This window comes from Plantibacter sp. MDV22-iso1 (assembly GCF_058408345.1).
In genome coordinates, this window is record NZ_JBZVDY010000001.1 from 1,454,715 (window position 1) to 1,475,518 (window position 20,804).

The 20,804-nt window shown below is 63.0% G+C and carries 23 protein-coding genes and 1 tRNA gene; 15 read left to right on the forward strand and 9 right to left on the reverse strand.

What is annotated here, in order from left to right; translation table 11 throughout:
* Nucleotides 1–37 precede the first annotated feature (37 nt).
* Nucleotides 38–1,129: an alpha/beta fold hydrolase gene (locus tag AC4PMY_RS06990; RefSeq protein WP_491622314.1), complete on the reverse strand. Its 1,092-nt coding sequence runs from the start codon at nucleotides 1,127–1,129 to the stop codon at nucleotides 38–40.
* A 425-nt stretch (nucleotides 1,130–1,554) separates the two neighbouring features.
* Here AC4PMY_RS06990 and AC4PMY_RS06995 point away from each other — a divergent pair.
* Nucleotides 1,555–1,628 (forward strand) — tRNA-Gly (locus AC4PMY_RS06995).
* A 115-nt stretch (nucleotides 1,629–1,743) separates the two neighbouring features.
* Here the strand turns inward: AC4PMY_RS06995 and AC4PMY_RS07000 are convergent.
* From AC4PMY_RS07000 to AC4PMY_RS07030, 7 genes are all read right to left on the reverse strand, one after another.
* Entirely contained in the window at nucleotides 1,744–2,658 is a 915-nt protein-coding gene (locus tag AC4PMY_RS07000) for a DUF2971 domain-containing protein (RefSeq protein WP_071261686.1), read from the reverse strand.
* Between the two features lie 95 nt (nucleotides 2,659–2,753).
* Nucleotides 2,754–3,566: a GIY-YIG nuclease family protein gene (locus AC4PMY_RS07005; RefSeq protein ID WP_071261684.1), complete on the reverse strand. Its 813-nt coding sequence runs from the start codon at nucleotides 3,564–3,566 to the stop codon at nucleotides 2,754–2,756.
* Nucleotides 3,567–3,640: 74 nt separating this feature from the next.
* A complete protein-coding gene (locus AC4PMY_RS07010; protein WP_071261683.1) occupies nucleotides 3,641–3,982 on the reverse strand; it encodes a histone-like nucleoid-structuring protein Lsr2 in 342 nt (113 codons plus the stop codon).
* Between the two features lie 251 nt (nucleotides 3,983–4,233).
* On the reverse strand, nucleotides 4,234–5,367 hold the full coding sequence (locus tag AC4PMY_RS07015; protein ID WP_083397362.1) for a tyrosine-type recombinase/integrase: 1,134 nt from the start codon (nucleotides 5,365–5,367) through the stop codon (nucleotides 4,234–4,236).
* Nucleotides 5,368–5,455: 88 nt separating this feature from the next.
* Nucleotides 5,456–6,421 (reverse strand): hypothetical protein, encoded by a 966-nt coding sequence (locus AC4PMY_RS07020; RefSeq protein WP_071261682.1) that lies wholly within the window; start codon nucleotides 6,419–6,421, stop codon nucleotides 5,456–5,458.
* Entirely contained in the window at nucleotides 6,418–6,882 is a 465-nt protein-coding gene (locus AC4PMY_RS07025) for a hypothetical protein (RefSeq protein WP_139205456.1), read from the reverse strand. The genes AC4PMY_RS07020 and AC4PMY_RS07025 overlap by 4 nt, the downstream gene beginning before the upstream one ends.
* Nucleotides 6,883–6,938: 56 nt before the next feature.
* Nucleotides 6,939–7,598, reverse strand: coding sequence for a helix-turn-helix domain-containing protein (locus AC4PMY_RS07030; RefSeq protein ID WP_175484404.1), 660 nt, complete (start codon nucleotides 7,596–7,598; stop codon nucleotides 6,939–6,941).
* Between the two features lie 81 nt (nucleotides 7,599–7,679).
* Here AC4PMY_RS07030 and AC4PMY_RS07035 point away from each other — a divergent pair, with 81 nt between their 5' ends.
* The 8 genes from AC4PMY_RS07035 to AC4PMY_RS07070 all read left to right on the forward strand — a co-directional run bounded on the left by AC4PMY_RS07035 (nucleotide 7,680) and on the right by AC4PMY_RS07070 (nucleotide 16,035).
* Entirely contained in the window at nucleotides 7,680–7,928 is a 249-nt protein-coding gene (locus tag AC4PMY_RS07035; protein ID WP_175484403.1) for a helix-turn-helix domain-containing protein, read from the forward strand.
* Between the two features lie 37 nt (nucleotides 7,929–7,965).
* The gene (locus AC4PMY_RS07040) at nucleotides 7,966–8,175 is read left to right on the forward strand and encodes a helix-turn-helix transcriptional regulator (RefSeq protein WP_491622681.1); all 210 of its coding nucleotides are present in this window, start codon (nucleotides 7,966–7,968) and stop codon (nucleotides 8,173–8,175) included.
* Nucleotides 8,172–9,194 carry a hypothetical protein gene (locus tag AC4PMY_RS07045; protein WP_083397360.1) on the forward strand — a complete coding sequence of 341 codons (1,023 nt, stop codon included), beginning with the start codon at nucleotides 8,172–8,174 and terminating at the stop codon, nucleotides 9,192–9,194. The genes AC4PMY_RS07040 and AC4PMY_RS07045 overlap by 4 nt, the downstream gene beginning before the upstream one ends.
* Nucleotides 9,181–10,002 (forward strand): RNA polymerase sigma factor, encoded by an 822-nt coding sequence (locus AC4PMY_RS07050; RefSeq protein WP_139205454.1) that lies wholly within the window; start codon nucleotides 9,181–9,183, stop codon nucleotides 10,000–10,002. Before AC4PMY_RS07045 ends, AC4PMY_RS07050 begins: the two co-directional genes overlap by 14 nt.
* The gene (locus AC4PMY_RS07055; protein WP_071261677.1) at nucleotides 10,002–11,147 is read left to right on the forward strand and encodes a hypothetical protein; all 1,146 of its coding nucleotides are present in this window, start codon (nucleotides 10,002–10,004) and stop codon (nucleotides 11,145–11,147) included. Before AC4PMY_RS07050 ends, AC4PMY_RS07055 begins: the two co-directional genes overlap by 1 nt.
* Before the next feature lie 63 nt (nucleotides 11,148–11,210).
* Nucleotides 11,211–12,905, forward strand: coding sequence for an ATP-dependent nuclease (locus AC4PMY_RS07060; RefSeq protein ID WP_083397358.1), 1,695 nt, complete (start codon nucleotides 11,211–11,213; stop codon nucleotides 12,903–12,905).
* Complete coding sequence (locus AC4PMY_RS07065; protein WP_083397357.1) at nucleotides 12,905–14,632, forward strand: ATP-dependent helicase; 1,728 nt, start codon at nucleotides 12,905–12,907, stop codon at nucleotides 14,630–14,632. Before AC4PMY_RS07060 ends, AC4PMY_RS07065 begins: the two co-directional genes overlap by 1 nt.
* Nucleotides 14,633–14,877: 245 nt before the next feature.
* Nucleotides 14,878–16,035 carry an AlbA family DNA-binding domain-containing protein gene (locus AC4PMY_RS07070; protein WP_139205453.1) on the forward strand — a complete coding sequence of 386 codons (1,158 nt, stop codon included), beginning with the start codon at nucleotides 14,878–14,880 and terminating at the stop codon, nucleotides 16,033–16,035.
* A 62-nt stretch (nucleotides 16,036–16,097) separates the two neighbouring features.
* Here AC4PMY_RS07070 and AC4PMY_RS07075 read toward each other — a convergent pair whose 3' ends face one another.
* Complete coding sequence (locus AC4PMY_RS07075) at nucleotides 16,098–16,460, reverse strand: single stranded DNA-binding domain-containing protein (protein WP_139205452.1); 363 nt, start codon at nucleotides 16,458–16,460, stop codon at nucleotides 16,098–16,100.
* Nucleotides 16,461–16,503: 43 nt separating this feature from the next.
* On the opposite strand from AC4PMY_RS07075, the gene AC4PMY_RS07080 reads away from it, so the two are divergent.
* From AC4PMY_RS07080 to AC4PMY_RS07105, 6 genes are all read left to right on the forward strand, one after another.
* On the forward strand, nucleotides 16,504–16,875 hold the full coding sequence (locus AC4PMY_RS07080; RefSeq protein ID WP_071261673.1) for a helix-turn-helix domain-containing protein: 372 nt from the start codon (nucleotides 16,504–16,506) through the stop codon (nucleotides 16,873–16,875).
* Between the two features lie 86 nt (nucleotides 16,876–16,961).
* Nucleotides 16,962–17,270: a hypothetical protein gene (locus AC4PMY_RS07085; protein WP_071261671.1), complete on the forward strand. Its 309-nt coding sequence runs from the start codon at nucleotides 16,962–16,964 to the stop codon at nucleotides 17,268–17,270.
* 218 nt (nucleotides 17,271–17,488) lie between these two features.
* On the forward strand, nucleotides 17,489–17,950 hold the full coding sequence (locus AC4PMY_RS07090; RefSeq protein ID WP_071261670.1) for a hypothetical protein: 462 nt from the start codon (nucleotides 17,489–17,491) through the stop codon (nucleotides 17,948–17,950).
* A 5-nt stretch (nucleotides 17,951–17,955) separates the two neighbouring features.
* Nucleotides 17,956–18,279: a hypothetical protein gene (locus AC4PMY_RS07095; protein ID WP_139205451.1), complete on the forward strand. Its 324-nt coding sequence runs from the start codon at nucleotides 17,956–17,958 to the stop codon at nucleotides 18,277–18,279.
* Nucleotides 18,276–19,268, forward strand: coding sequence for a hypothetical protein (locus AC4PMY_RS07100; RefSeq protein ID WP_071261668.1), 993 nt, complete (start codon nucleotides 18,276–18,278; stop codon nucleotides 19,266–19,268). Before AC4PMY_RS07095 ends, AC4PMY_RS07100 begins: the two co-directional genes overlap by 4 nt.
* The gene (locus tag AC4PMY_RS07105; RefSeq protein WP_071261667.1) at nucleotides 19,265–20,770 is read left to right on the forward strand and encodes an SCO6880 family protein; all 1,506 of its coding nucleotides are present in this window, start codon (nucleotides 19,265–19,267) and stop codon (nucleotides 20,768–20,770) included. The genes AC4PMY_RS07100 and AC4PMY_RS07105 overlap by 4 nt, the downstream gene beginning before the upstream one ends.
* Nucleotides 20,771–20,804 lie beyond the last annotated feature (34 nt).

Consider the following 20,804-nt stretch of genomic DNA (forward strand, 5'->3'; position numbering starts at 1 on the left):
CCGCCCGTCGACGAGCTCGGGACCGAGCATCACCCGATCAGCGCGCGTCGAGCCACTCCCGCACTGCCGCTTCGAACGCCTCCGGCGCGACGTTCCACTCCAACCCGTGCGGTGCCGCGTCGACCTCGACGAGCTCGAACGAGGGTGAACGCCGAGCGACGGCCCGCGTGAGCTCCACGGGAATCGTCGTGTCGCCGGGCGAGTGGATCGCGAGCGTCGGCAGGCCGTCGACCGGCCCGGCGGAAAGCGCGCGGACCGGAACCGCACCGCGCACCCCGGCGGATCGCCCCAGCACCGGCGCCGAGAGCACGGCGAGCGCCGAGTGCACGAGTATCCGCGGCACGCCGGCGACCTCGGCCGCGTGAAGCACCGTCTCGCTGAGGCCGAGCATCGGCGAGATGAGGATCGCGCCCTGCACCACCTCTGGTCGCTCGCGTGCCGCCGCGAGGCTCAGGGCAGCACCGTAGGACCACCCGCAGACGATGACCCGACGGGCACCGAGCGCCACGGCGTCGTCGATGGCCGCGACGACGCGGTCGACGTCCGTGGCGTCAGCCCCGGAGCGACGCTCGGCGAACGCGGACCCGAGGCAGGTGACGAGCGACGGCAGACCCGCCCGGCGCACGGCCTGCACGGAGCGGAGCGTCGCGAGCGGCGAGGCCCCGAGCCCGTGGGTGTGCACGACCCAGGTGTCGTCATGTCGGGCGCTGTCGGCATCGCCGTCGAACCGCCATGCCCCCGACGGCGTTCTCGGCACGCGCGCCTCGTCCAGCCCGAAGTCCGCGGGTGTCACAGCCGCCCCGGTGAACCGCGCACGGGTCGCCCCGGCTGGAACCTGGCCGTTGACGACCGCTCGCATCACGGACCCGTCCGTCGTCTCGCGGCCGATCACCGGTCCGACGATGACCCGCGAGCCGTCGTCGAACTCGAGCCCGTACCGTCCCGGCAGCGCGGTGGCAGCGTTCCGTTCGAGCCGCACGGTCTTCGGAGACGAGGTCGGCAACACCTCGCTGAAGTGCACGCGTCCGGCTCCGATGACGCGTCGGGCGACCATGGCGCTGGCGATCCCGAACCCGGCGACGGCAGCGGCGGCGAGGCCGGCCACGACGACACCTGCACTGCGCTTCACGTCACACCCTCGATCCCGTCCCGCTCGGGGAACGGTGAACCAGCCTAGCTGCGGCCACCCCGGAGCCCCCTGGGCACCCGGACCCGACCCCGACGACCTCACCAGTCCTGGCCCCTGAGCCGGACCCCGGTCCCTGAGCCGAACTTCGGTCCCTGAGCTTGTCGAAGGGCACACAACCACACCCCACCCTTCGACAAACTCAGGGACCAGCAGAACCCAACCTGATCCGCTCCGCGACTCGGTCCCGACCCCCGACCACCCCCGGTCCCTGAGCCTGTCGAAGGCCACACGAGGACACCCCGCCCTTCGACAAGCTCAGGGACCGAACCGGGGGCCGCACACTCGAACCGAACGGCGGCCGCGTGGAGGGACCGAACGGCGGTCCGCCGCTTCATGTACGATTACTCAGGACGCTCCGGCGCCACGCGGATGTAGTTCAATGGTAGAACTTCAGCTTCCCAAGCTGATAGCGCGGGTTCGATTCCCGTCATCCGCTCCAAATGCCTGATCAGGCCAACGATCTAAGCGATCAGCCCTGAGGGCGTGCCTCGAGCGAGATCCGCCATCTCACCGTTTACTCACCGTTTTCAATTCGATTGTTCTACTGTCCTGCGTCACCATGCGAACGGCACGTCGAAGCTCCGGACCTCAACATGCGACCAGGCGCCTCGCCCTCCAGTTCGCATCAGAGACTGCAGCGCGTGTTCGGTTCGCTGCACGTTCGCCGCAGGGGCGATCGTGATGGAGCGTACGGCCTCGAACGGTATGGCGACCTTGCGATAGGCGACGAGGCTGCCATCTGCGGCAACTCGAACACTTGGGTCTGCTGCGAAGTCACCAACGGCCTGGACGATCAGGCGAGCCTCCTTCTCGTCGGCGAAAGCATGATGTTTGACGCCCGCGACCGCTCTCAGCGTCAACCGTAAGCGTGCCTCATCCGCGAACGGCTCGCCAACGACGAGGGGCGTCGTCATGATGATCTCAGCGACTTCCTGAATCCGGGCAGAGTCGTAAGAGACTTCCTCTACGCGCGTTTCGATGTGGAAATTCATGTTGTACGCCCGAAGACGTTCTTGGTCGGTGGCCTCGAACTCCTGAGGGAAGTCAGCGGGCGTCGGAGCGCCGATCCATGCTTGGAGCACATTCTCATCAAAACCGATACTGAAGCCATTCCGCCCGCTGTAGAGCCGCCACAAGGTAAGGCTCTGATCGGATCGAGAGAAGCTCGTGATGAAGGCACGGTCCTCTTGATACTGGGACGCAGAGTTGGGGTCCACATACGCGCGTTTCAGAAGCTCGATGGCATGCTCGGCGCGATCGGGATGTTCAGTTCCGGCTCGCTTCATCTCCTCGAGGATCCTGAGCAGCTCAACACTGGCAAAGCTGATCTCGGATGGATCGTTGAGGTAGTTCGACTCCGTCGCCCAGAGTTCGCGATTCCCGATGATGCCCTGCAGACCACCCGCGTTCGTGTAGTGATAGAGCAGCGGTGGCTCGTGTTGGTCTGGCGTCGTTAGTCCGGAAGGCACTCAGCCAGTATGGCGGTGGCTGCACTCGTTCAGAATGGCAATCCGTCGTCATCCTGAATCAGTCTTCGCGCGAGCCCATCCAATTGGGGCAGCGCCTAGTTCCGGTTCAACCCGTGTGCGCGCGTATCGAGAGCCACCTTGAAGTGACTCTCGGCTATGTCGATGACCTGGGTTGGCGTGGCCGGGTCGAACACTCGCAATAGCGAGAACCGGAAACTCGTGGGGTCGAGTCCGCGCAACCCGGTGTTCCCTCCATGCCCGTTGGTCGCATACGAACTCCAACGTTGGCGGATACTCTCCGCGCCGTCGGCCTTCCCGACGTAGTGGCGGCCGTCTCGGGTGTCGGTGATCAGGTAAATCCCGACGACTGACGCCAGAGCGGTCCGCCAGGACGCGTACCTCGGCTCGCGCGTCACCGCCTGCAGTTGGTCGTAACTCAAGATGATCCTGTCGAATCCTGGGAAGGGCAGAGGCTCAGCGTCAGCAATCTCGACCACGGGATAGCTGGCTGCGGTAGTGGCATTCATTCGCCAACTGCGCGGCGACCGCCAACCGATGACAAGTCGATCCCGGAGGTCGTGCATGCGCGGGGACTGGACAAGATCAAACGTCCGGAGGTGCTCCGTACGCCCGACTTCGCCGAGGTTCTCTACCACCGACCAGAGCCTCGCCCGGTCGCCTCCCTCGCGGATGAAAACTACCCAGAGCGGCGGCGGTGCGATCGGGAACCGTCTTGAATCCGGAGACTGGTTTCGCGTGTATTCGAGGATTTCGTCGTCCGTCGAGTCTCCGTGGATTCCACGCAGCCCGCTCTCCTCGTGCTCGCGCACGTAGGTGTGGCGGATCACGAGTGCGTCAGCGAGTCCGATATCGGCATCAAGCAAGATCGCACCGAGCGTCAATCCCACAAGAGTCCTCCCTGCTGGTCGGCGCTAGGTGCCACGCTCGACAGTCGCGTGGCGCCCAAGGCCGGACCCACGTCCTACTTCGCCGCAGCGCGGAACTTCTCGAGGAGCGCGCCGGGGATGCGGCCGCGGTCGGAGACATCGTGGCCGTTGGCACGGAGCCAGCTTCGTGCAGCCGCGAGCTCCTCCTTGTTGCTTCGGTTCGCGCTGGTGGAGCTGGCCGCCTTGGACCGCGACGAGCTTCGTGCAGCCTTCACGAACGGCTCGAGCGCCTCGCGCAGCGCCTTCTCGTTCTTCTCGGACAGATCGATCTCGTACGTCGACCCTTCGAGACCAAACGTGATCGTCTTTCCTTCGCCCTGCTTCAGTTCTGAGCCGTCAAGGTCATCGACCAGAGTGGTGACGATTTTTTGTGCCATGGGGTTTTATTCTCCTTCGTAGAACGAGCGCCATCAGGTCACCAGTTGCAAATGCAGCGAGACCAGGCGGGGGAAGTGACGCTCGGAATAGGTACAACGATAGCGACAGCGAACATGCACCGTGGTCGACACAAGAAGGTAGCAGGCCAAGGAAGGATGTTTGCCAGCTGGGTTAGCGGCAATCACTCACCGCGCCGCGCAGCCACGGCAACCTTCGGAATCAGTGATTGCTAGACAGCGGGCGCCACGCATCACGCAAGCCCATCGAGGGTGGGCGACACGTTCGGTCGTTCGAGTTGTCGCGGCACATAGTGCTTTTTCGTCACTGACGAGTTGTGATGGCCAAGCTGTTCTTTCGCTGCCTCGATACCGTGCTCATCCGCAAGGAGGGTAGCTACTGCCTTCCTACAGACTCGCGTTGTCATCCAACTCACTGGCGTGTCCGCAACAGCTTGGGCCCAGGCGGTGCGGATATTCTCCGGCCACCGAGGTGTGCCATTGAGCGAGGGGAAGACAAGCTCGCCTGAGCTCTCGGCGCTCAGCCGGTCGAGGACCTTCACTGTGAACTGAGGGAGGTGCAGCTTCCGCTCCGAGGATTGAGATTTCGGGTGCTCCTGTATCACCAGTCCCTCTCCGGGCATCCGCACGACTGTCGCCCGAACCGTCAGCGTGTTCGCCTCCAGGTCGACATCCGCCCAGCGGAGGGCCAGCACCTCGCCGATGCGCGCGCCGGTTCCCAGCATTACATCGGCAATATCTGACAGGTCACGCCGTGTATCGGTTCGAGACGTCTTGGTTTCGTCCCAGCGCCGCAAGGCCGCCCGGAGCTGCTGAATTTCGTCCACTGTAGGGGCCCGCACGGCCGGCGTCACGACCCTGGGTACCTTCACCGGGGTCGCGGGATTTGAGTCGGCACCGCCGAGCCGGACCGCGAGGTCGAACATGCCGGTGAGTACGACCTTCGTCATCCGCGCAGCGGCGGGACCGGAGCTGTCCGAGATGCTGTCGATGAGCCTTTGTAGCCGCGGTACTGACACCTCTCGGAGACGTATGTCTTCAAGGGGCCGAACATGACGGGCGACCGTGGCGTCGTACTTTGCGATGGTCGCAGCGGCGCGTCTTTCACGCCGCACGCTCTCGATCCATCGATCAGCCAACGACCCGAGCGTCGATTCTCGAGTCAGGTCTTGGCCTGAGGGGGCAAGGCGGTCTCGGAGTGCCTCGAGGAGGCGCCGTTCCGCGTCGGCATACGTCCGTCCGGTGCGCTGAACTCTTCGAGTGCGGCCATCCGAATCCCGATAGTTCGCAATCGCGGCCGGTCGCCCGTCGCGTTCAGCTCGATTGATCTTGCCCCAGGTTTCGAGAGGCAGTGGAGGCCTGGTCATGATGGGTTTCCACAGTCATCGCCGACCCGCACCGTCATCCTCGTTTGCGGCAAGCCTCCTGCTCGAATATCGAGAGTGCCCGAATGGCTCATCGGCCGAGTTCCAACTGGGCCAGTCGGGCGAGGCAGACCTGGGCCGAACGCATGAGACAAGACTCCCGTCGACTCAGCACATGCTCCCCTGGGGACGCCAAGAGCGCGTCTTCGATTTCGATGACCTGGCGATGCAGCCTCATCTCCGAGCTCCAGTAGTCGAACTCCTGTCGGCGTTGTACGTCCGAGGGAGTGACACGTTTCCACACACGCTCGACCCCTGCCATTAGCCGGTTCACACGTCTACTGCGACGCCATCCCTCAGATCGACGCGCAAGCGGCAACACAGAGAAACCTCCGCACAACAGCAGGACCGAAGCCGTCATCAACGATCCGTATAGCCGTCGTCCGAGATCCATCGTCCGCACGTCTCCCACGACATGAGCGATGTCCATGACGACGGCCGCAGACGTGAAGCCCACGGCGGAGACAGACCCCAGAATCAGCAACCAGATTCCGAGCGCGAACATCCGGTCCGAGACTGCGGGGATGAACCGAACCAGTACCCAGCCCGCGTGCCCAAGCACCCCTCCGATGAACGCCATCTCGACGCCGTTGAAGACGGCAGCTGCAGGCTGAGCACCGTACTCGCGCATGAACGAGCCAGTCGTCGTCGTCGTGCTGGTGCAGCCGAACGACCCGACCATCACGCAAGCCGTCAAGGCGAGGAGTCCGTACGTCCAGCGCCGATTCGCCGACGATGCCGCGCCGACCGATCCCTGGATCGCCGTAGAGAGCACGGCCACCCCACACACCTGGAGGAGGTTGGCCGGCAGCATCATCCAGTTCTGAGATCCCATCACGGCATCGGCTGCAAAGTAGACATCGTCCACGTTCAGCGTCTGAGCCGCGGCTATCAGGCTGGCGGCGACGAGAATGCGCTGGCTCCGCCTACGACGGGCCGTGATCAGGAGCACGATGGATAACGACCACATCGCACCGGCGATGATCGCAGCGCTCATCCGAGGAACTCCTCGAGACCGATCGGGTGTTGCGGTCGCTGACGGATTCCGGCCGCAAGAAGATCGGCCAGCCGTTCGGCTTCGATTTCGTCCCTGTCTGACAGATCGGCACGGCCGAACAAGCGGTCGCCCACCTCGAGCCGCACGTCCGGGAGAAACCGGGTCAGTGTCGGCGCGCTCTGCGCCAACAGGTCGTGCCTCAGGAGGAGATGCCCCAGCTCGTGCAGGAGACACTGCAGTCGATGAATAGCTGAGGACGCCGGCGCGTGGAAGATCGTGCACCGCTGCCCCTCCACAAGGAGGAGACCACACACCGAGGTGTCGCCTAACGCGCGCAGGGGCCTGGTGCGTATGGATAGGCCTCGGACACGTTCGACGTGGCGGATAGCTTCTTCGAGCGAAGTGACGGAAGCGCAGGCATCGCTGCGATACGCCTCCTCTGCCCGCAGCTGACGCGGCATGTCCCCTAGTGTGTGCTTCACGATTCCCCGTCGTGTTCCTTTGCTGCAGTTGCCGTCTACGTTCGAGCCGCGTCGAGTTCAGCGGTCACAGCCCTCAGTGTTTGAGCAGTGACGTCCGATATCGCGCGAGCGGCGATCGCATCAATGCCCGCATCGTGGGCGGCGCGGGCAAACTCGAGCTGCGCATCGATGGCTTCCACTCGGCTGTCCGCGCGACTCCCTCGGAGATAGACCGGGTCGACACCGAGCATTTCTGCGAGGTCCTGGAGAACCGTCGATGGAGCTTCCGTCTCTTTGCCCGCAAGGAGGCCCGCCCATGTTTCGCGTGTCAAGACGACGCCCCGATCAGCCAGCGCAGTCGAGACTTCTGTGTACCCGTCCGAAGATCCCCGTCCGCGAGCCTGAGCTGTGACCAGGAGTCGGAGACGCCGAGCGACCTCGATGGGCGGTGGAGGGATTCGATTCTCGCCCTCGGTGTCCATCACGCAAGCTGCTTCTGCGGCCGCGACCATTGCATGTGCTTCGACGCCAAGCGCGCCGGCCAGGGTGTAGAGCGCCGAGATCGGAATCTCCCGCTGGTTGTTGAGGTACCGCAGCACTGTCGCGCGCACCATCCCAGAGGTCCGAACGAGATCATCGATCGTCAGCCCTCGAGCGGTCCTCGCATCGCGAAGCGCGGCCGCGACCGCCGCATTGAATCGACCGGGAGTAGCCATACGGAGACCGTAGCAAACAGATATACACAGGCACAAATTTAATATTTGACAGGGTTGCCGTTCGGTTCCTATGGTGACCGAATGGCTACCAAGACCCTCACTCGGCGCACTGCCGAACATGTCCAACGCATGTTGTGGACTCACGATCTCTCTCAGCACGACGCCGCGAATGTCGCTGACATCCCGCCGGGTCATCTACAGCTGAAGCTCGCCGGCGAGCTGGATTTCACCGTGGATGAGCTCGACCGAATCGCCACGGCACTGGGGTGCCGCAGGTCAGAATTGCTTCCCGCAGATCGGAGTTCGGCTGGAGGCGACCGTGGTGTCTGACATTCGCGCGCTCGTAGAGCCCGAGAACCGATCGGGCATGGTTCTCGATACATCTCACGCCGCCGTCTACTGCGGGCTGTCCCGAGGCACGATGTACAACCTGCAGTCGAAGCGAGAAGGCCCGCCCGCTTTCAAACATGGACGAAAAACCGTCTACTACCCCGCAGATCTCGACGCCTGGCTCGCGACGAGAATCACTCCCTGCGCTGCGAAACGATTCGATGAGACGGAAGGTGCTAGCGAGTGAGCGCCGAGCAACAGTCCCTGTCTGCCAACGGTTTCCCAGTCACCGAAGCTGAGTTCATCCGTCCGCAGTTCGCGTTCGAGCGCGAGTACGGTCAGTACCGGAACTGGTGGGCGCGAGACCAGAGGATCGTCGGCAATCCGTTCTCGCTCCTGCTCTACCTCGTCACCCATCAGCGCACCTACAGGATCACCCAGTCACGCGCCCAATCTGACCTCGGGCTCGGCAAGGATGCATTCCGTGCGGCACGGAAGAAGCTGGAAGCCGCAGGGTACCTGCGGGTCGAGGAGCATCGGCACCCGGCCGGCACGGTCGACGCTCACGGCAACTCGATCGCGGGGCACCGAAGGGTCCTGCTGATCCTGATGGATCCCCCACAGCCGAACGCGGCGGTAGAGCGTGTGCCTCTGGCCTCGGCTGATAATCCGCCAAGGGTTCAGGGTGCCGGTGCGGTTGTCGCCCAGACGACACCGACTCGCACGCCGATGCTGCAACCGTCGCCCGCTGTACCTGCGGCGAACCACGTCGGGTCTTCCTCCGAGGCTCAACCAGCGACGGCTGCCCCGCCGCTTAATGAAGACCAATCACTAGAAGACCAGTCTTCTTCGGTCGCGAGTTTGGAGCTCGCCCTCCAAGCGTTGCACCCAGGGCTCAGCCTCGCCCGGTTGCGATCGTGGCTTGCTCGGAATGCGCCTTCGATCGAACCGGCACGGCTGGACCTCCTCGCTGCCAGTGTCGACGTTATCCACGCAGCCGCCCGACCGATCGGTGACCCCGTCGCGTACGTCGGCCGTTCGATCGAGCGTGAACCGATGCGGTGGCTCGAGCGCGTCTCTGAAGACGAAGTGTCGGTCGAGATGGAAACCCCGCCTGGCCCTCGCCGCCTAGGCAGTCGCCCACCAACGGCCGCCGAGTGCGGTGCTCGCGGGCATCGTTTCATCGGCACGTTCCTCGAGGTGTGCAGCACCTGTGGCGAGGAACGCCCGGGATGGCGAGAGGACCGTGACCGTGACTCAGCGTGAAGTGAAATCGATGCCATCGGAGGACTGCGATGTCGTCGATCGGGAGCTACTGCTCCAGTCGTCGGACGCGATCGATCGCATCGGTCTGGACGTATTTCTCGCAGCCGTCGAGTCGACACGCGGGTACGTCACTCGGGTCCTCAACCAGCATGGCCTGCCCGGCGAGATCGATACCGCGATGCAAGAGATCCGCGTCATCGCGTGGCGTCGAGCCGAGAGCTTCGAGCCGGCTCGCGGGTCATTCGGGCGGTACGCGCAGGGCATCGCGGCCAAGGTCGTTCTCGCGATCCGACGTGAGTCCGCCGTTCACTGCGGGCGGTTCACCATCGACGTCGACACCGACCGCCCAGCGGCCGGTAGCGATCCCCTGGACTTGCTCGTCCACCGTTTCGAGATGAGGCGTTGTATCGCCTGGGTCCGCGAGGCGGTGTCCGAGCGGGATTGGTTGATCGGACTGGAGTTGATGCTGACCGATGAGGCGCGCGACGATGTCGTGGAACGGCTCAACGTCTCGCCCAGAGCGATCCGAACGGCCCGGGAGAACATAGCCGCGGCGGCGTGGACAACTCGCGCGGCGCTTCGTCTGGCCGACCGTGGCTACCCGAACACAAGACAGACCGCGGTCGAGTGCATCCCCGAGGCGGATGGTCTGCGCTCGATCGCCGTCTTCGAACCCGCGATGCTGCGAGATGCCGCCGGCGTGGCATCCGTCACCGGGCTGAGCAAGCACCGCGTTCACAGCAGGATCGCGCATGTGAGGAAACTCCTTGTTCTCGCCTCTCGAATCCTCGACGGGGAGACCATCTGATGGCTGCTCCGCTGCTGGCCATCAAGGTGGTGGTTGCGATCGGACCGCGAAAGATCCTGGCGATCGTGCTCATCGCGCTGCTCGGGATCGTGATTGCGGCCGCTGCTCTGCCCGCCCTTGCGATCTCGATGTTCGTTCCCGCCGGCAGCGCATTGCGGCAGGCGTACTGCATGGCGCCCGGCAGCGCGCCTTCCAGCCGAGCGACCGGTCCGCTCCCGGTCGCCGAGGAAGTATTGGTCCGCGAAGTCATCAGCGCTGTCGCGACGGTGACCCCCGAGCCGAAGGCGAAGCTCGCCGCGCTGACGGCCGCCTACGCGGCGTCGAACATGACGCGCGCCGACCCCGCCACAATTACCGATGACACGCCGCTCGGTGTGTATCGCCGGACGATTCGGGGCGGGTGGGGTTCTGCGGAAGAGCTGCAGGATCCTGCGGCTGCAACCAAGTTGGTTCTCGGAGGCGCTGGACCGAATCGTCCCGGCATCATGACCGAGCCATCCTGGATCGACGAGCCGGCCGGATGGTGGCTGTCCACCATCGGCATCCACGTCGAGGGGCCCACCGTCTCCTCAGCCGAGGCCGCCGCGCGCAACGCGCTCACGACAGTTGAGCCCGGCCTCCCTCCGGAGGACCTCACCATCGGCAAGTCTTGCAACTACCTGCCCGTCGACGGCGACAACCGTGAGCTCGCGCTTCGCCTCGTCTCAGCCATGGACGAAGGGCGTCTCGTCGGTAGCGACTACCTGCAGCAACTGCGCGACATCGCGAACGGTACCGCCCACGCGCACTGCGGGGTCGATTCCCGCATCATGCAGATCCTGCTCGTCGCACTGAATACCTTCGAGCAGGTCGCAGTCTCGGACCTCAATCGCCGCTGCACCGGCTCGCTAGAGGGTGCTGGGGAGAACTCGTCCCACTACCGTGAAGGTGGCGGAATGGCTGTCGACATCTATGCGCTCGAAGGAGCCCCGATAACAGGCGGGGATAACCTCTCGATGCAGCTACTTACTACCATCGACCCGCTAGTTGCACCTGGGTCGCGCGCGGGCCAGTCCAACTGCAGGACGGAGACGAACTTCGAACACCTCTATAGCTTCGAGGACGTGTGCAACCACCTTCATCTCGACGTGGCATATGCGCGGTAGTGGGGTGGCCCCCTGCGGGGCACCTGAATCACCCTGACGTGTGCAGAGCGCTAGGTTTGGCACATGCGCATCGGACGAATCAACACGCACAACTTCCGCAATCTCGCAGATCTCGATACCGAGCTGGGCCGAACAGTGGTCATCGTCGGCGAGAATCGTGCGGGCAAAAGCAATCTCCTGCACGCTGTACGTCTTGTGCTCGACCCGAGCTTGCCATACGCCGACCGACGACTCTCGAACAGTGACTTCTGGGACGGACTCGATTCAGAAAGCGGTGATCCGATGCGAGACGGTCAGGAAATCCGAGTCTCCATCGACCTTGACGACTTGGGTAAAGACACGCGCATTCTGGCTGCTGTCGGGAGCGGCCTAGTTTCGACCAACCCACCCGTGGCGAGGCTTACATACAAGTGGGCGCCTGATCCTAAGAAGGACGGTGCCTACTCCGACGGAGTCTACTTTCGCGACGGCTCGGACAACGCACGCGTGCCCGCCGATTTACGAGACGAGATCTTCGTAGCCTTCACGTCTGCCCTCAGAGATGCAGAGAACGACCTGCGGGCCTGGCGGCGTTCGCCCCTTCGATCTTTGCTAGAGCGGGTGATGGGTGATGTGCCGGTCGACGATGCGACACGCATCAACACCCTCCTGGAAGAAGCCAATGACGCTGTCGCATCTATCCCCCGGGTACAGGGCCTCGAGAAGAACATTGCTGACCGACTAGAGTCGAGCGTCGGCGCACGACACGCCGTCAAAGCGACCCTACGTACAGTTCCGCGTCAGATCGACGAGGTAATTAAGGGCCTCCTGCTGTACCTGGACGGTGCAGCAGCTCGTCCACTCAGCACGGCCAGTTTAGGCTCCTTGAACATTCTCTACTTCGTCCTCCTCCAGCTCGGCTACGAAGCCCGACTGGAAGGGAAAGAGGTAAGCCACACTTTGGTTCTGTCCGAGGAACCAGAAGCCCACCTGCACCCACATCTACAACGCAGTGTCTTCGGCGCGCTCGGCATAGAATCACCCCTGACATCGGTCTTCATCACCACGCACTCACCACAACTCGTCAGTGACGTCGACGTACGCAGCCTGTTGCGCCTCTCACGTTCGGCAGACAGGACAATCGCACATCGCGCCGCTACCGCTGCCCTGTCCGATCGCGAATGGGATGACATGAACCGCTACCTGAACGCGACCAAGGCCGAGCTGGTCTTCGCTACGAAGGTCCTCCTTGTGGAGGGTTACGCCGAGGAAATTTTGATACCAGCGATCGCAAACAGCACAGGCTACGAACTCGATAAGGAAGGCGTCACGATTTGCGCTGTACACGGAACACATTTCCTTTCATATGCAAGGCTGTGCGCTGCGCTCGGGATACCATTCGCAGTGCTGACCGATGGAGATCCAGATGAGAACGGAGCTAGCGCCGGCAGTTCTCGACTCGATAATCTCGCCGCCGCACTGGGGACGAGCGGAGCAAACTCTGCTAATGGTCTATTTGTTGGCGAGGATACGCTCGAGCTGGACCTATACCGAACTACGGGAAACAGACAAGTCATCGAGGCAGTGCTCCTAGATCTCGGCACAACTAATTCGCCTGCCAGAATCAACTCTTGGAGCGGAAGCCCGACCAGAGCGCAACTGATGTCTGAGATCGGTCATTCAGGGGGCAAGGGCCGATTCGCTCAGCGCCTAGCGGCTGAGACTTTGACAGCCCCTTCGGCAGTTGCACAAGCGTTGTCCTACCTGCGAGGTGTGTAATGCCAGACCTACACCCACTTAATTCACGCCAGGAAGACGCTATGGCGGCCGGTGGCCACGTCGCGGTCATCGCGCCTCCCGGTAGCGGCAAGACCAAGCTACTAGTCACACGCCTAGCTCGCGATCTATCGACTCAAATCTCTGCTCCGCGCGGCGCCGCCTGTATCACTCTCACGAATGCAGCTGCCACTGAGATGGCGCAGCGTTTTAGAGAGATTAGTTCCGATAAACGAAGCAACCTGTTCATTGGAACCGTGCATGGATTCGCACTGAACCGCATAGTTCGTCCATTCTCGGAAGTCAGCGGAAACCCCCAACTCCGAGATGCGCGAGTACTGAAGCGCCACGAGGCCGATGAATTGTGGGCCCGAGCCCTGCAAGAGTCAGGGATTGAATCTGATCACCTCCTCCAAGCCACAGTTCGGAAACTTCGCACCGAGCTAGCCTCCCAAGACCGGTGGAACCTGACAGGCGTTGCTGTTCAAGCACATAATGCCTACCAGCAGTTGATGAGCGACGAGAACGTGGTCGACTTTTCCGCCATCATCGAACATGCTGTCCGCATAGTTGACGCTCACGCAGACGTGAGGGATGCGCTTCGAGCGGCGTTTCAGGGGATATATGTCGATGAGTACCAAGACCTCGCTCCGGGTTTACACCGCATCATCTATCAGCTTTGTTTCGAAGAAGGCTCAGATTGTAGCCAGCTTTTTGCAGTGGGCGATGCTGACCAAGCCATCTACGGGTGGACCGGTACGGACTCCAAATTACTGATCGATCTAGCCTCGCGACCCGATGTGCAAATGGTCGAGCTTCTGACCAACTATCGGTGCGGCGAGGTGATCGCCCAAGTCAGCCGTCGGCTCTTCGACGACAGTGAAGGAGTGACCACGACGCGAACGGGCGGCGATGTACAAGCCTTGTACATCCCCGGTTCCCTCGTAGATCAGTTTTCGGCGATCGTCGGTCGGATATCCGAGCTAACAGCAGGCGGAACGAATGCAGAGGATATTGGCGTCTTATGTCGAACTAACTCCATGGCAGAAGAAGTGGCTGAAGCCCTCGAGGGTCATCAAATCCCTGCGTGGGTTCGGCAAGACGTCGACTGGGAGTCCACCCTCACGGACTGGTTCGAGCGAGCTCTCGGTGCCATCCTCAACCCGGGTCCGGGGGCCGACATCGGCAGCGTTATTGATGAGTTGAACCACTTAGCCCCCGGCGTAGACCCTGATACCAAGGGTAAGGTGCTTGTAGAACTTATCGGAGCGAGGCCGGGAGACGCGTCCAGGGAGGTGCTCGGGAGAGTTTTGGACGCGTTCGACGAGGCACCTGAAGACGCCCGCACAGCGGCGGCGGACGGTCTGACCGCACTGTTAGCGAGCTTGCGCGACGAACAGCTTTCCCTTGGAACTGTGGAGGAGCTAGCAGGGCGCCGTCTCCGGGAGGGCCGCGTATACGTGACCACTCTCCCTGCCGGTAAAGGTCTGCAGTTCGACTACGTCTTCATACCAGACTGCAATGACGGGCGAATACCGTTCTATCGCTCGTTCGACGACGAACTTCAGATGGCCGAGGAACGGAACAAATTCTATGTCGGAATCACTCGGGCAAGAGAACAAGTGTATCTACTTTGGTCACCGACTACATTGAACTGGGACGGGCAACCCAGGCGCAGCACCGTAAGTCGATTTGTACGGCAGCTTGGTATCCCGACTCCGACAAGTTGATTTTGATGCACACGAGTACCGGGGGTACTCCTTTAGAGACTCTGCAGGATGTGCCCCTAGACGGCCATTAAATTCCTTGACTGCGGTAGTCTCCACAACATGCGCACAACTCGATCCGCTAGCCGTCCGACGATCCCGGTGCCCCCACTCTCGTCCGCTCCTGGAGCTCCCTTCAATGCATACCAGAGCGCGGTGAGGGCAGCATGAATTGGCGCGTTGAGACTGAGTCTGACCTCCGATCTCTAGTGACGAGCGGAGATGCACGAGAGTCTCACATCATCGATTTCAAGCGCCAGCTCGGAACCTCTGATCGGGAACGTGCAGAAATTGCTGCAGACCTTGCATCGTTTGCCATCGATGGAGGATGCCTGATCATCGGCGTAGAGGAGAGCCAGAAAGACGTCTTCGCGTTGTTCCCAGTACCTCTGGAGGGTGTTGTGGAACGGATCGAGCAGATCGCCGCCAATCGTCTGAGGCCGGCCCTAGACATCCGCCCACAAGCAGTCCGGTCCGACGCCGATGGATCGCACGGCTACGTGGTGATCGACATCCCAATGAGCGGATCAAGGCTCCATATGGTGAGCGGACGGTACTACGGACGTGGCGAGAAGACCCGCCGCAGACTCGATGACGCAGAGGTATATCGCCTGATGCGAGAGCGAACAGGCGCTGCTCGGCACACGCTCGATGCCCTCGGGGAAGAGCTGGCTCGCAACCCGGCGAACGGCTCTCGCGCGCGCTTGCTGGGAGCAGTGGAGCCCCTTTACGCCCCCGCCGGGTTTGCTCGTCAGCTCGTCCGCGAGGACCCCAAAACTATTCTGGCTATCACCCAGCGGGCCGAGTCATTCGTTCCTGCCGAGCTCTCGGCGTTCAGCCCACAGCTCGGCGAGCTACACCGGGTCGAGCGCCGCGCTCGCGGCATTGCACGAACCAATCTGGACGAGGGAAGGACTATCAGCGCTGAGGACCCTTGGAAGCAGGAGGTCGCCTCGGACATCGAGATTCAAGTTTCTGGCGCGGCGCGCTTTCTGGCTTCCCGGGTGGTCTACGAAGCAGACGTACACCGAATAGGACCCTCGCTCATAATCATGGATGAGAGCGTCGCGGCGTGGTCTTATCGCTTGGTTGGAGCAGCCTGCGCGTTAGCCGAACGCCTGGAATATCGAGGTCAGTGGGGCCTCGGTATTCACGTCTACGGGTTGGCTGGCTCACGTGCATACAGGGAGGATCGTTTCTACCGAGGTCAGAGCCCGGTCTACAACGAAGATACTTTCCAGCAGATCACCACCGCTTCGTTCGCAGAGCTCAGCGAGCAACCCCATGTCGTTGTTGAACGACTTGTCGGCGACCTCATACATGCACTTGGAACGCAGGGCAAATACCCAATGATCTATCCCGATTAGTTCTGTTCAACGGCATTCGACGCTCATGAGCGCCTTCCGCAACTATCCCGCCTCGCGAGGCTCTATTGGCGTAACTGCGTCGTGTCAGTGTGTACGTTGCTTTCGCGCATACTCAATCTATTCGCCTCGAGAGTGACCAAGACCGCGTCTGACGGGTGATTGACGTCACAAGGCTTCAAGATGCGAAGGCGTCCGATGACAATAATTCTTGCACCGCTGCGCAATTGCAGCGCGTCACCAACGAGATCCTGACCCCTGCAGACAACCTGGCACCAGGGAATGAGCGATTGCTGCATCCCGCCGCCCGAGTCCAGCGACAGTTGCTTGTCGGCGAGCAGGAAGGACGCGACGGGCCTGCCCACTGACCTTTCCTCAGGCAGCACGTCGCCATAGACGATGCCCGCCATTCGAAGTCTTGTCGACATCGCGTTCCTCCTCCGATGAAAACGGTTTAACCATCCTTAAATCATGGACCAGTCCGAGACCGTGCACAATGACCCCATGCCCCGCGTCGCTCGCCCCAACCTCTCCGACGATGCGCGGAGTGCACTCGCGACCCTCGGCGAACCGGTGAACTTCGCGATCCTCTCGAGACTGCTAGCGGAGGGCCCGCTCACGCGGGGACGTATAGCCGAGCTCGTCGAGGTGAACCGCGTCACGGTGCAGGACCATCTAGAAACGCTGCGTGAACTGGGAGTTATCGAGGCCCACCCAATCCAGGAGCCTGACGGCAAACGCCACCGGCACGAGTACGTCGTCCTCGAACAGGTCGTATCCGAGCGGTACCGGGATCTCGGCGTCGAGCTTGGCCTAGGCCGGACTGGACCAGCGTCCAAGTAGTCGGGAAGTTATCCACAGACGCCCGTCCTCGCCCGAGGCGGGGCCGCTACCGCGCCTAGCGTCGACTGCATGACCTGGGCGAACCGATGAAGCTGCGCGGCTGGATGTTCCTGCTCCCGCTCCCGTTCCTGGCAATCGTGCTCGTCGTGGTCATCCTCAGCCGTTGGGGCGGCTGGGTCATCAGCCAGATCGTCGTCTCCTTCTTCGGGACCGCTGTTCTGCTGCACGACGCACATCAGGATCCCGTAACACGCGCCTTGGTTTTCGCCATCATTTGGGCTGCTGCTGCTGGGAACGCATCGCTCTACATCAGACACGTTGCTCGCCGACGAAACACCGCCCAAGCGACATCGGGTGCATCCTTCGACCTCGCTCCCTACCGTCGCCGCAACTAGGTCCGCAGGTCTGCCCGCGGCACTCCAAGAGCGATCGAGGACGCGCACGTCCTCGCGAACTCTCGGGAGGATTGATGCGGCGACCGCTGCTTGTAGGACTGCTTGCCGTCGGGGCCATCGCTCTGACCGGGTGCATCGATGCCAACACCGCATCTCAGTCCACAGCCCCGTCCACGTCACCCACGCAACCGTCCGCGACAGCCCCGGATCGAGAGCCAGTGGCTCGCGCAGCCACCTCCGACCTCGGCGTCGCCGTCTACGAACTCGGCAGTTACGTCTCGACTCAGGACTCTGGCCTCCTGCGCCAGCCCGGCGGAACGGAGCGCTTTCCGACCGGCAGCTTCGTGACGGTCATCCAGGTTTCGCTCGACGGTTTCGTCCCCTTCGGTGAACTCGACCTCAGCGGCCTCACCGTCCGGGAGACGAGCTGGGTCGGGCTCGGCGACACCGCCGAACTGGACGCCAACGAGGGACCAGACTTCGCGGCCGATGCAGGAGTCCCGTGGGGTCCGGCCGGCGCGCAGGGGCGCGGTCGTAACTGGTCTCTGCCGAACCACCTGAGCACGAGCTTCGCACTCGCCTACTACGTGCCGTTCGGTGTGTCCACGCTGGATCTCGTCGTCGATGTTCCCTCGCAGCGTGACCCGCTGACCCTCTCCGTCCCGGTCCACGCGGAGTGAAGACCGTGGGTGAATTCATCATCACGTCCCTGTGGACCACGGACGCCGGCGGCCTTCTCCTGAAGACGATCCCCGACATCACGCCGAAGGCTGGTCCTGGATCGAAGGCGATCCAGGACCTTGCGGGCAACATCCTCTTCGTCGTACTCATCCTCTGCGGCATCGGGGTGCTCCTCGCTGCCGCCTGCATCGCGCTCGGTTGGCTCATCAAGAACGGAGCACTGAAGTCCGTCGGGATCGCGGGGGTTCTCTGCTCAGTCGCCGCTGCCGCAATCGCGGCTGGCACCACCGCACTCATAAACTTCGGCATCGGGCTGCAGATCGTATGAGCGGCTTCCGGACGGACGACTTCGGCGTGCCCCAGTTCGGCTGCGGGCCCGCCGACATCCCCTGTCTGGCGCAGGAGTCTGCGGCACGCTTCATCGGCGGCGGCATCATCGGCCTCGGCGACTTCATGACCGACATGCTCGCAAATGCCTTCATCGGCAGCCGTCCCGGCGAGTCCAGCTGGACCATCGCCGACGGCCAGTTCTGGTTCTGGGTCGCGACGATGGGACTCGTCATCTCGATCGTGGCCTGCTTCCAGCTCGCGCCGGCGGCGATCATGCGAGACGGCCGGCGGATCGCGCAGGTCGCAGTCGGCCTCGTTGTCGCAGTGCCGTCCAGCGTCGCCGCTGTGTACGTGATGAGGCAGTTCGTGACCTACGGCGGTGAGACGACCGATGCACTCGTCGCAACCGTCCAGGACCAGAGCCTCGGCAACGCGCTGCTCCGCATGTTCGGATACCGAGTGGTCGCTGATGTCTCCGTCCCGGCCGACGATGGCGCGATCGCCCAGGCCATGACCACCGCCAAGCTCGCCCCGAACGCAGTCATCGGCCAGTACACGGTGGTCCTGCTCATCCTCGCCATCATGGCGCTAGCCGCGCTCTTCCTCTACGTCTCGATGTCCATCCGCTCCTTCTCGCTCGTCGCGCTCGCTGCGACAGCGCCGATCGGCCTCATGATGATCGGTCAGCCGAAGTTCGCCGTCTGGGCGACGAGATGGGCGAACCTGACGATCGGCCTCGTCATCGCTGAACCGTTGGCAGCGGCGATCCTGGTCCTCTCGATCCAACTGGTCACGGATTCCACCGATCTCGGCGTCGTGATCGTCGCCGCTGGGGTTGTCTTCGCCGCATCCTTCGCTCCCCTGTGGGCGGTCCGCCTGGTGTCATTCGCCGGGGACGAAGTCCGCAACTCCCTCCAGCCGCGACCGCACGTCTCGAGTAAAGCCCAGAACGCCATGCGCGTCCTCGGACGGGTTCTCGCAAAATGACCAACTCGCCGGCCCTCCCCCGCGTCCGCTTTGCCCAGCGCGAGCGACGCGGCGCGTTCCTCGGTCTGAGCTGGCCCCAGCTCATCGTCATGTGCACGACGGCCGCGATCTCCGTCATCTGGCTCCTGATCGATTGGGACGGCTACTGGCGCATCGGCATCTGGCCTGCAGCGCTCTCGATCGCCGTCGGCAGCTGGACCTGGCATCGCGAGTCCGGTCTCGCGCTCATCTGGCGTGTGCTCACGTACGCCTCTCGGCGGCATCGCCTCCAGACGAGCTTCAGGCGCGACGTGTGGGACTCACGAAAGGACGAACCCTTGAACATCGGAACGACGCGGCGCGGGGCTGAAGGCCCACGCGAGATCCATCGCCATCGCCTTCCCGGTGCGCACGGATCGCTGCGCTTCGTCCAAGTGCCAGGTCGGGGCGGATTCATCCTCGACCCGAAACGATCGCTCGTCTCGTTCTCGGTCGACGTTCTGAGCTCCGCGTGGCCGCTGCTCGACGAAGGCGTCCAGCAAGCGGCCTACGACGGCTTCGTCGGATGGATGAGCGGGCTCGAGGCGTTCCCTGGGCTGGTCGATGCGACGGCACGCATCCGTGTCGATGCCAAACCCGCCGACGAGCTCGCGCGCTACGCATCGGAACGCGATCGAACCGATCCGTCGACCGTCAGCCCAGCGGTCCGAGCGGAGTACGACACGCTGATCACCGCGGGTGCTGATCGATCGATGCAGTTCACCAACACGGTGACCGCTACCTGCGACCTGCGCTCGCTCCGGTCGGCGATCAAGCACTCTGGCGGCGGCCTCGTCGGCATCGCTGCCATCGTGACCGACCTTGTCGAGCAGATGCGTGACTCGCTCGAAGCCATCGGCGTCGAGCTCCGGAACTGGCTCGACATCGAAGCGATCGACGAGATGCTCGCACTCGCCATGAACCCGACGAGCTTTGCAGCAGAGTCGCGGAGTGACGGCCCGAACCGACTCGCTCCGGTGATGGGCATCGAGGAGCGCTGGGATCACGTGCAGATCGATGGTTCGGTCCACCGCACGTACTGGATCGCCGAGTGGCCTCGCTCCGAAATCAGCGTGGGGTTCCTAAACAAGTTGCTCTATTCAGGCGACGCGACGCGGGTGCTCACCCTCAGCGTGCGGCCGGTACCGACCCACAAGGCTCTGAGTCAGGTGGGGCGAGCGAAGGTCGACCTCGAGGTCGCACGAGGCTTGCGTCAGCGACGCGGGATGATCACCACCCGTGAGCAGGATCGCGAATACGAGGATCTCGGCGAACGCGAGGATGACATCGTTGACGGGTTCACCGACATGGAGTTCCGCGGGTTCGTGACCGTCTCGGCCGCCGACGTCGACGGCCTCACCCGCGCATCGGCCTCGATCCTGCAATCAGCGCAGCCGGCCAGGGTCACGCTCGCTGCGATGTACTTCCAACAGGCCGCGGCGTTCATGTCGACCGCGCTCCCTACTCCGGTGGGCAAGCGATGAGTCGACGTCGTCCTGGAACCCTGGCCCGTTTGGA

What these genes read in the sequence shown, in the direction of transcription:
- AC4PMY_RS07010 (WP_071261683.1), bottom strand. Translation starts at nt 3,982, where the DNA reads ATGGCACAAAAAATCGTCACCACTCTGGTCGATGACCTTGACGGCTCA.
- AC4PMY_RS07015 (WP_083397362.1), bottom strand. Translation starts at nt 5,367, where the DNA reads ATGACCAGGCCTCCACTGCCTCTCGAAACCTGGGGCAAGATCAATCGA.
- AC4PMY_RS07020 (WP_071261682.1), bottom strand. Translation starts at nt 6,421, where the DNA reads ATGAGCGCTGCGATCATCGCCGGTGCGATGTGGTCGTTATCCATCGTG.
- AC4PMY_RS07025 (WP_139205456.1), bottom strand. Translation starts at nt 6,882, where the DNA reads ATGCCGCGTCAGCTGCGGGCAGAGGAGGCGTATCGCAGCGATGCCTGC.
- AC4PMY_RS07030 (WP_175484404.1), bottom strand. Translation starts at nt 7,598, where the DNA reads ATGGCTACTCCCGGTCGATTCAATGCGGCGGTCGCGGCCGCGCTTCGC.
- AC4PMY_RS07035 (WP_175484403.1), top strand. Translation starts at nt 7,680, where the DNA reads ATGGCTACCAAGACCCTCACTCGGCGCACTGCCGAACATGTCCAACGC.
- AC4PMY_RS07040 (WP_491622681.1), top strand. Translation starts at nt 7,966, where the DNA reads ATGGTTCTCGATACATCTCACGCCGCCGTCTACTGCGGGCTGTCCCGA.
- AC4PMY_RS07055 (WP_071261677.1), top strand. Translation starts at nt 10,002, where the DNA reads ATGGCTGCTCCGCTGCTGGCCATCAAGGTGGTGGTTGCGATCGGACCG.
- AC4PMY_RS07060 (WP_083397358.1), top strand. Translation starts at nt 11,211, where the DNA reads ATGCGCATCGGACGAATCAACACGCACAACTTCCGCAATCTCGCAGAT.
- AC4PMY_RS07065 (WP_083397357.1), top strand. Translation starts at nt 12,905, where the DNA reads ATGCCAGACCTACACCCACTTAATTCACGCCAGGAAGACGCTATGGCG.
- AC4PMY_RS07075 (WP_139205452.1), bottom strand. Translation starts at nt 16,460, where the DNA reads ATGTCGACAAGACTTCGAATGGCGGGCATCGTCTATGGCGACGTGCTG.
- AC4PMY_RS07080 (WP_071261673.1), top strand. Translation starts at nt 16,504, where the DNA reads ATGGACCAGTCCGAGACCGTGCACAATGACCCCATGCCCCGCGTCGCT.
- AC4PMY_RS07085 (WP_071261671.1), top strand. Translation starts at nt 16,962, where the DNA reads ATGAAGCTGCGCGGCTGGATGTTCCTGCTCCCGCTCCCGTTCCTGGCA.
- AC4PMY_RS07100 (WP_071261668.1), top strand. Translation starts at nt 18,276, where the DNA reads ATGAGCGGCTTCCGGACGGACGACTTCGGCGTGCCCCAGTTCGGCTGC.
- AC4PMY_RS07105 (WP_071261667.1), top strand. Translation starts at nt 19,265, where the DNA reads ATGACCAACTCGCCGGCCCTCCCCCGCGTCCGCTTTGCCCAGCGCGAG.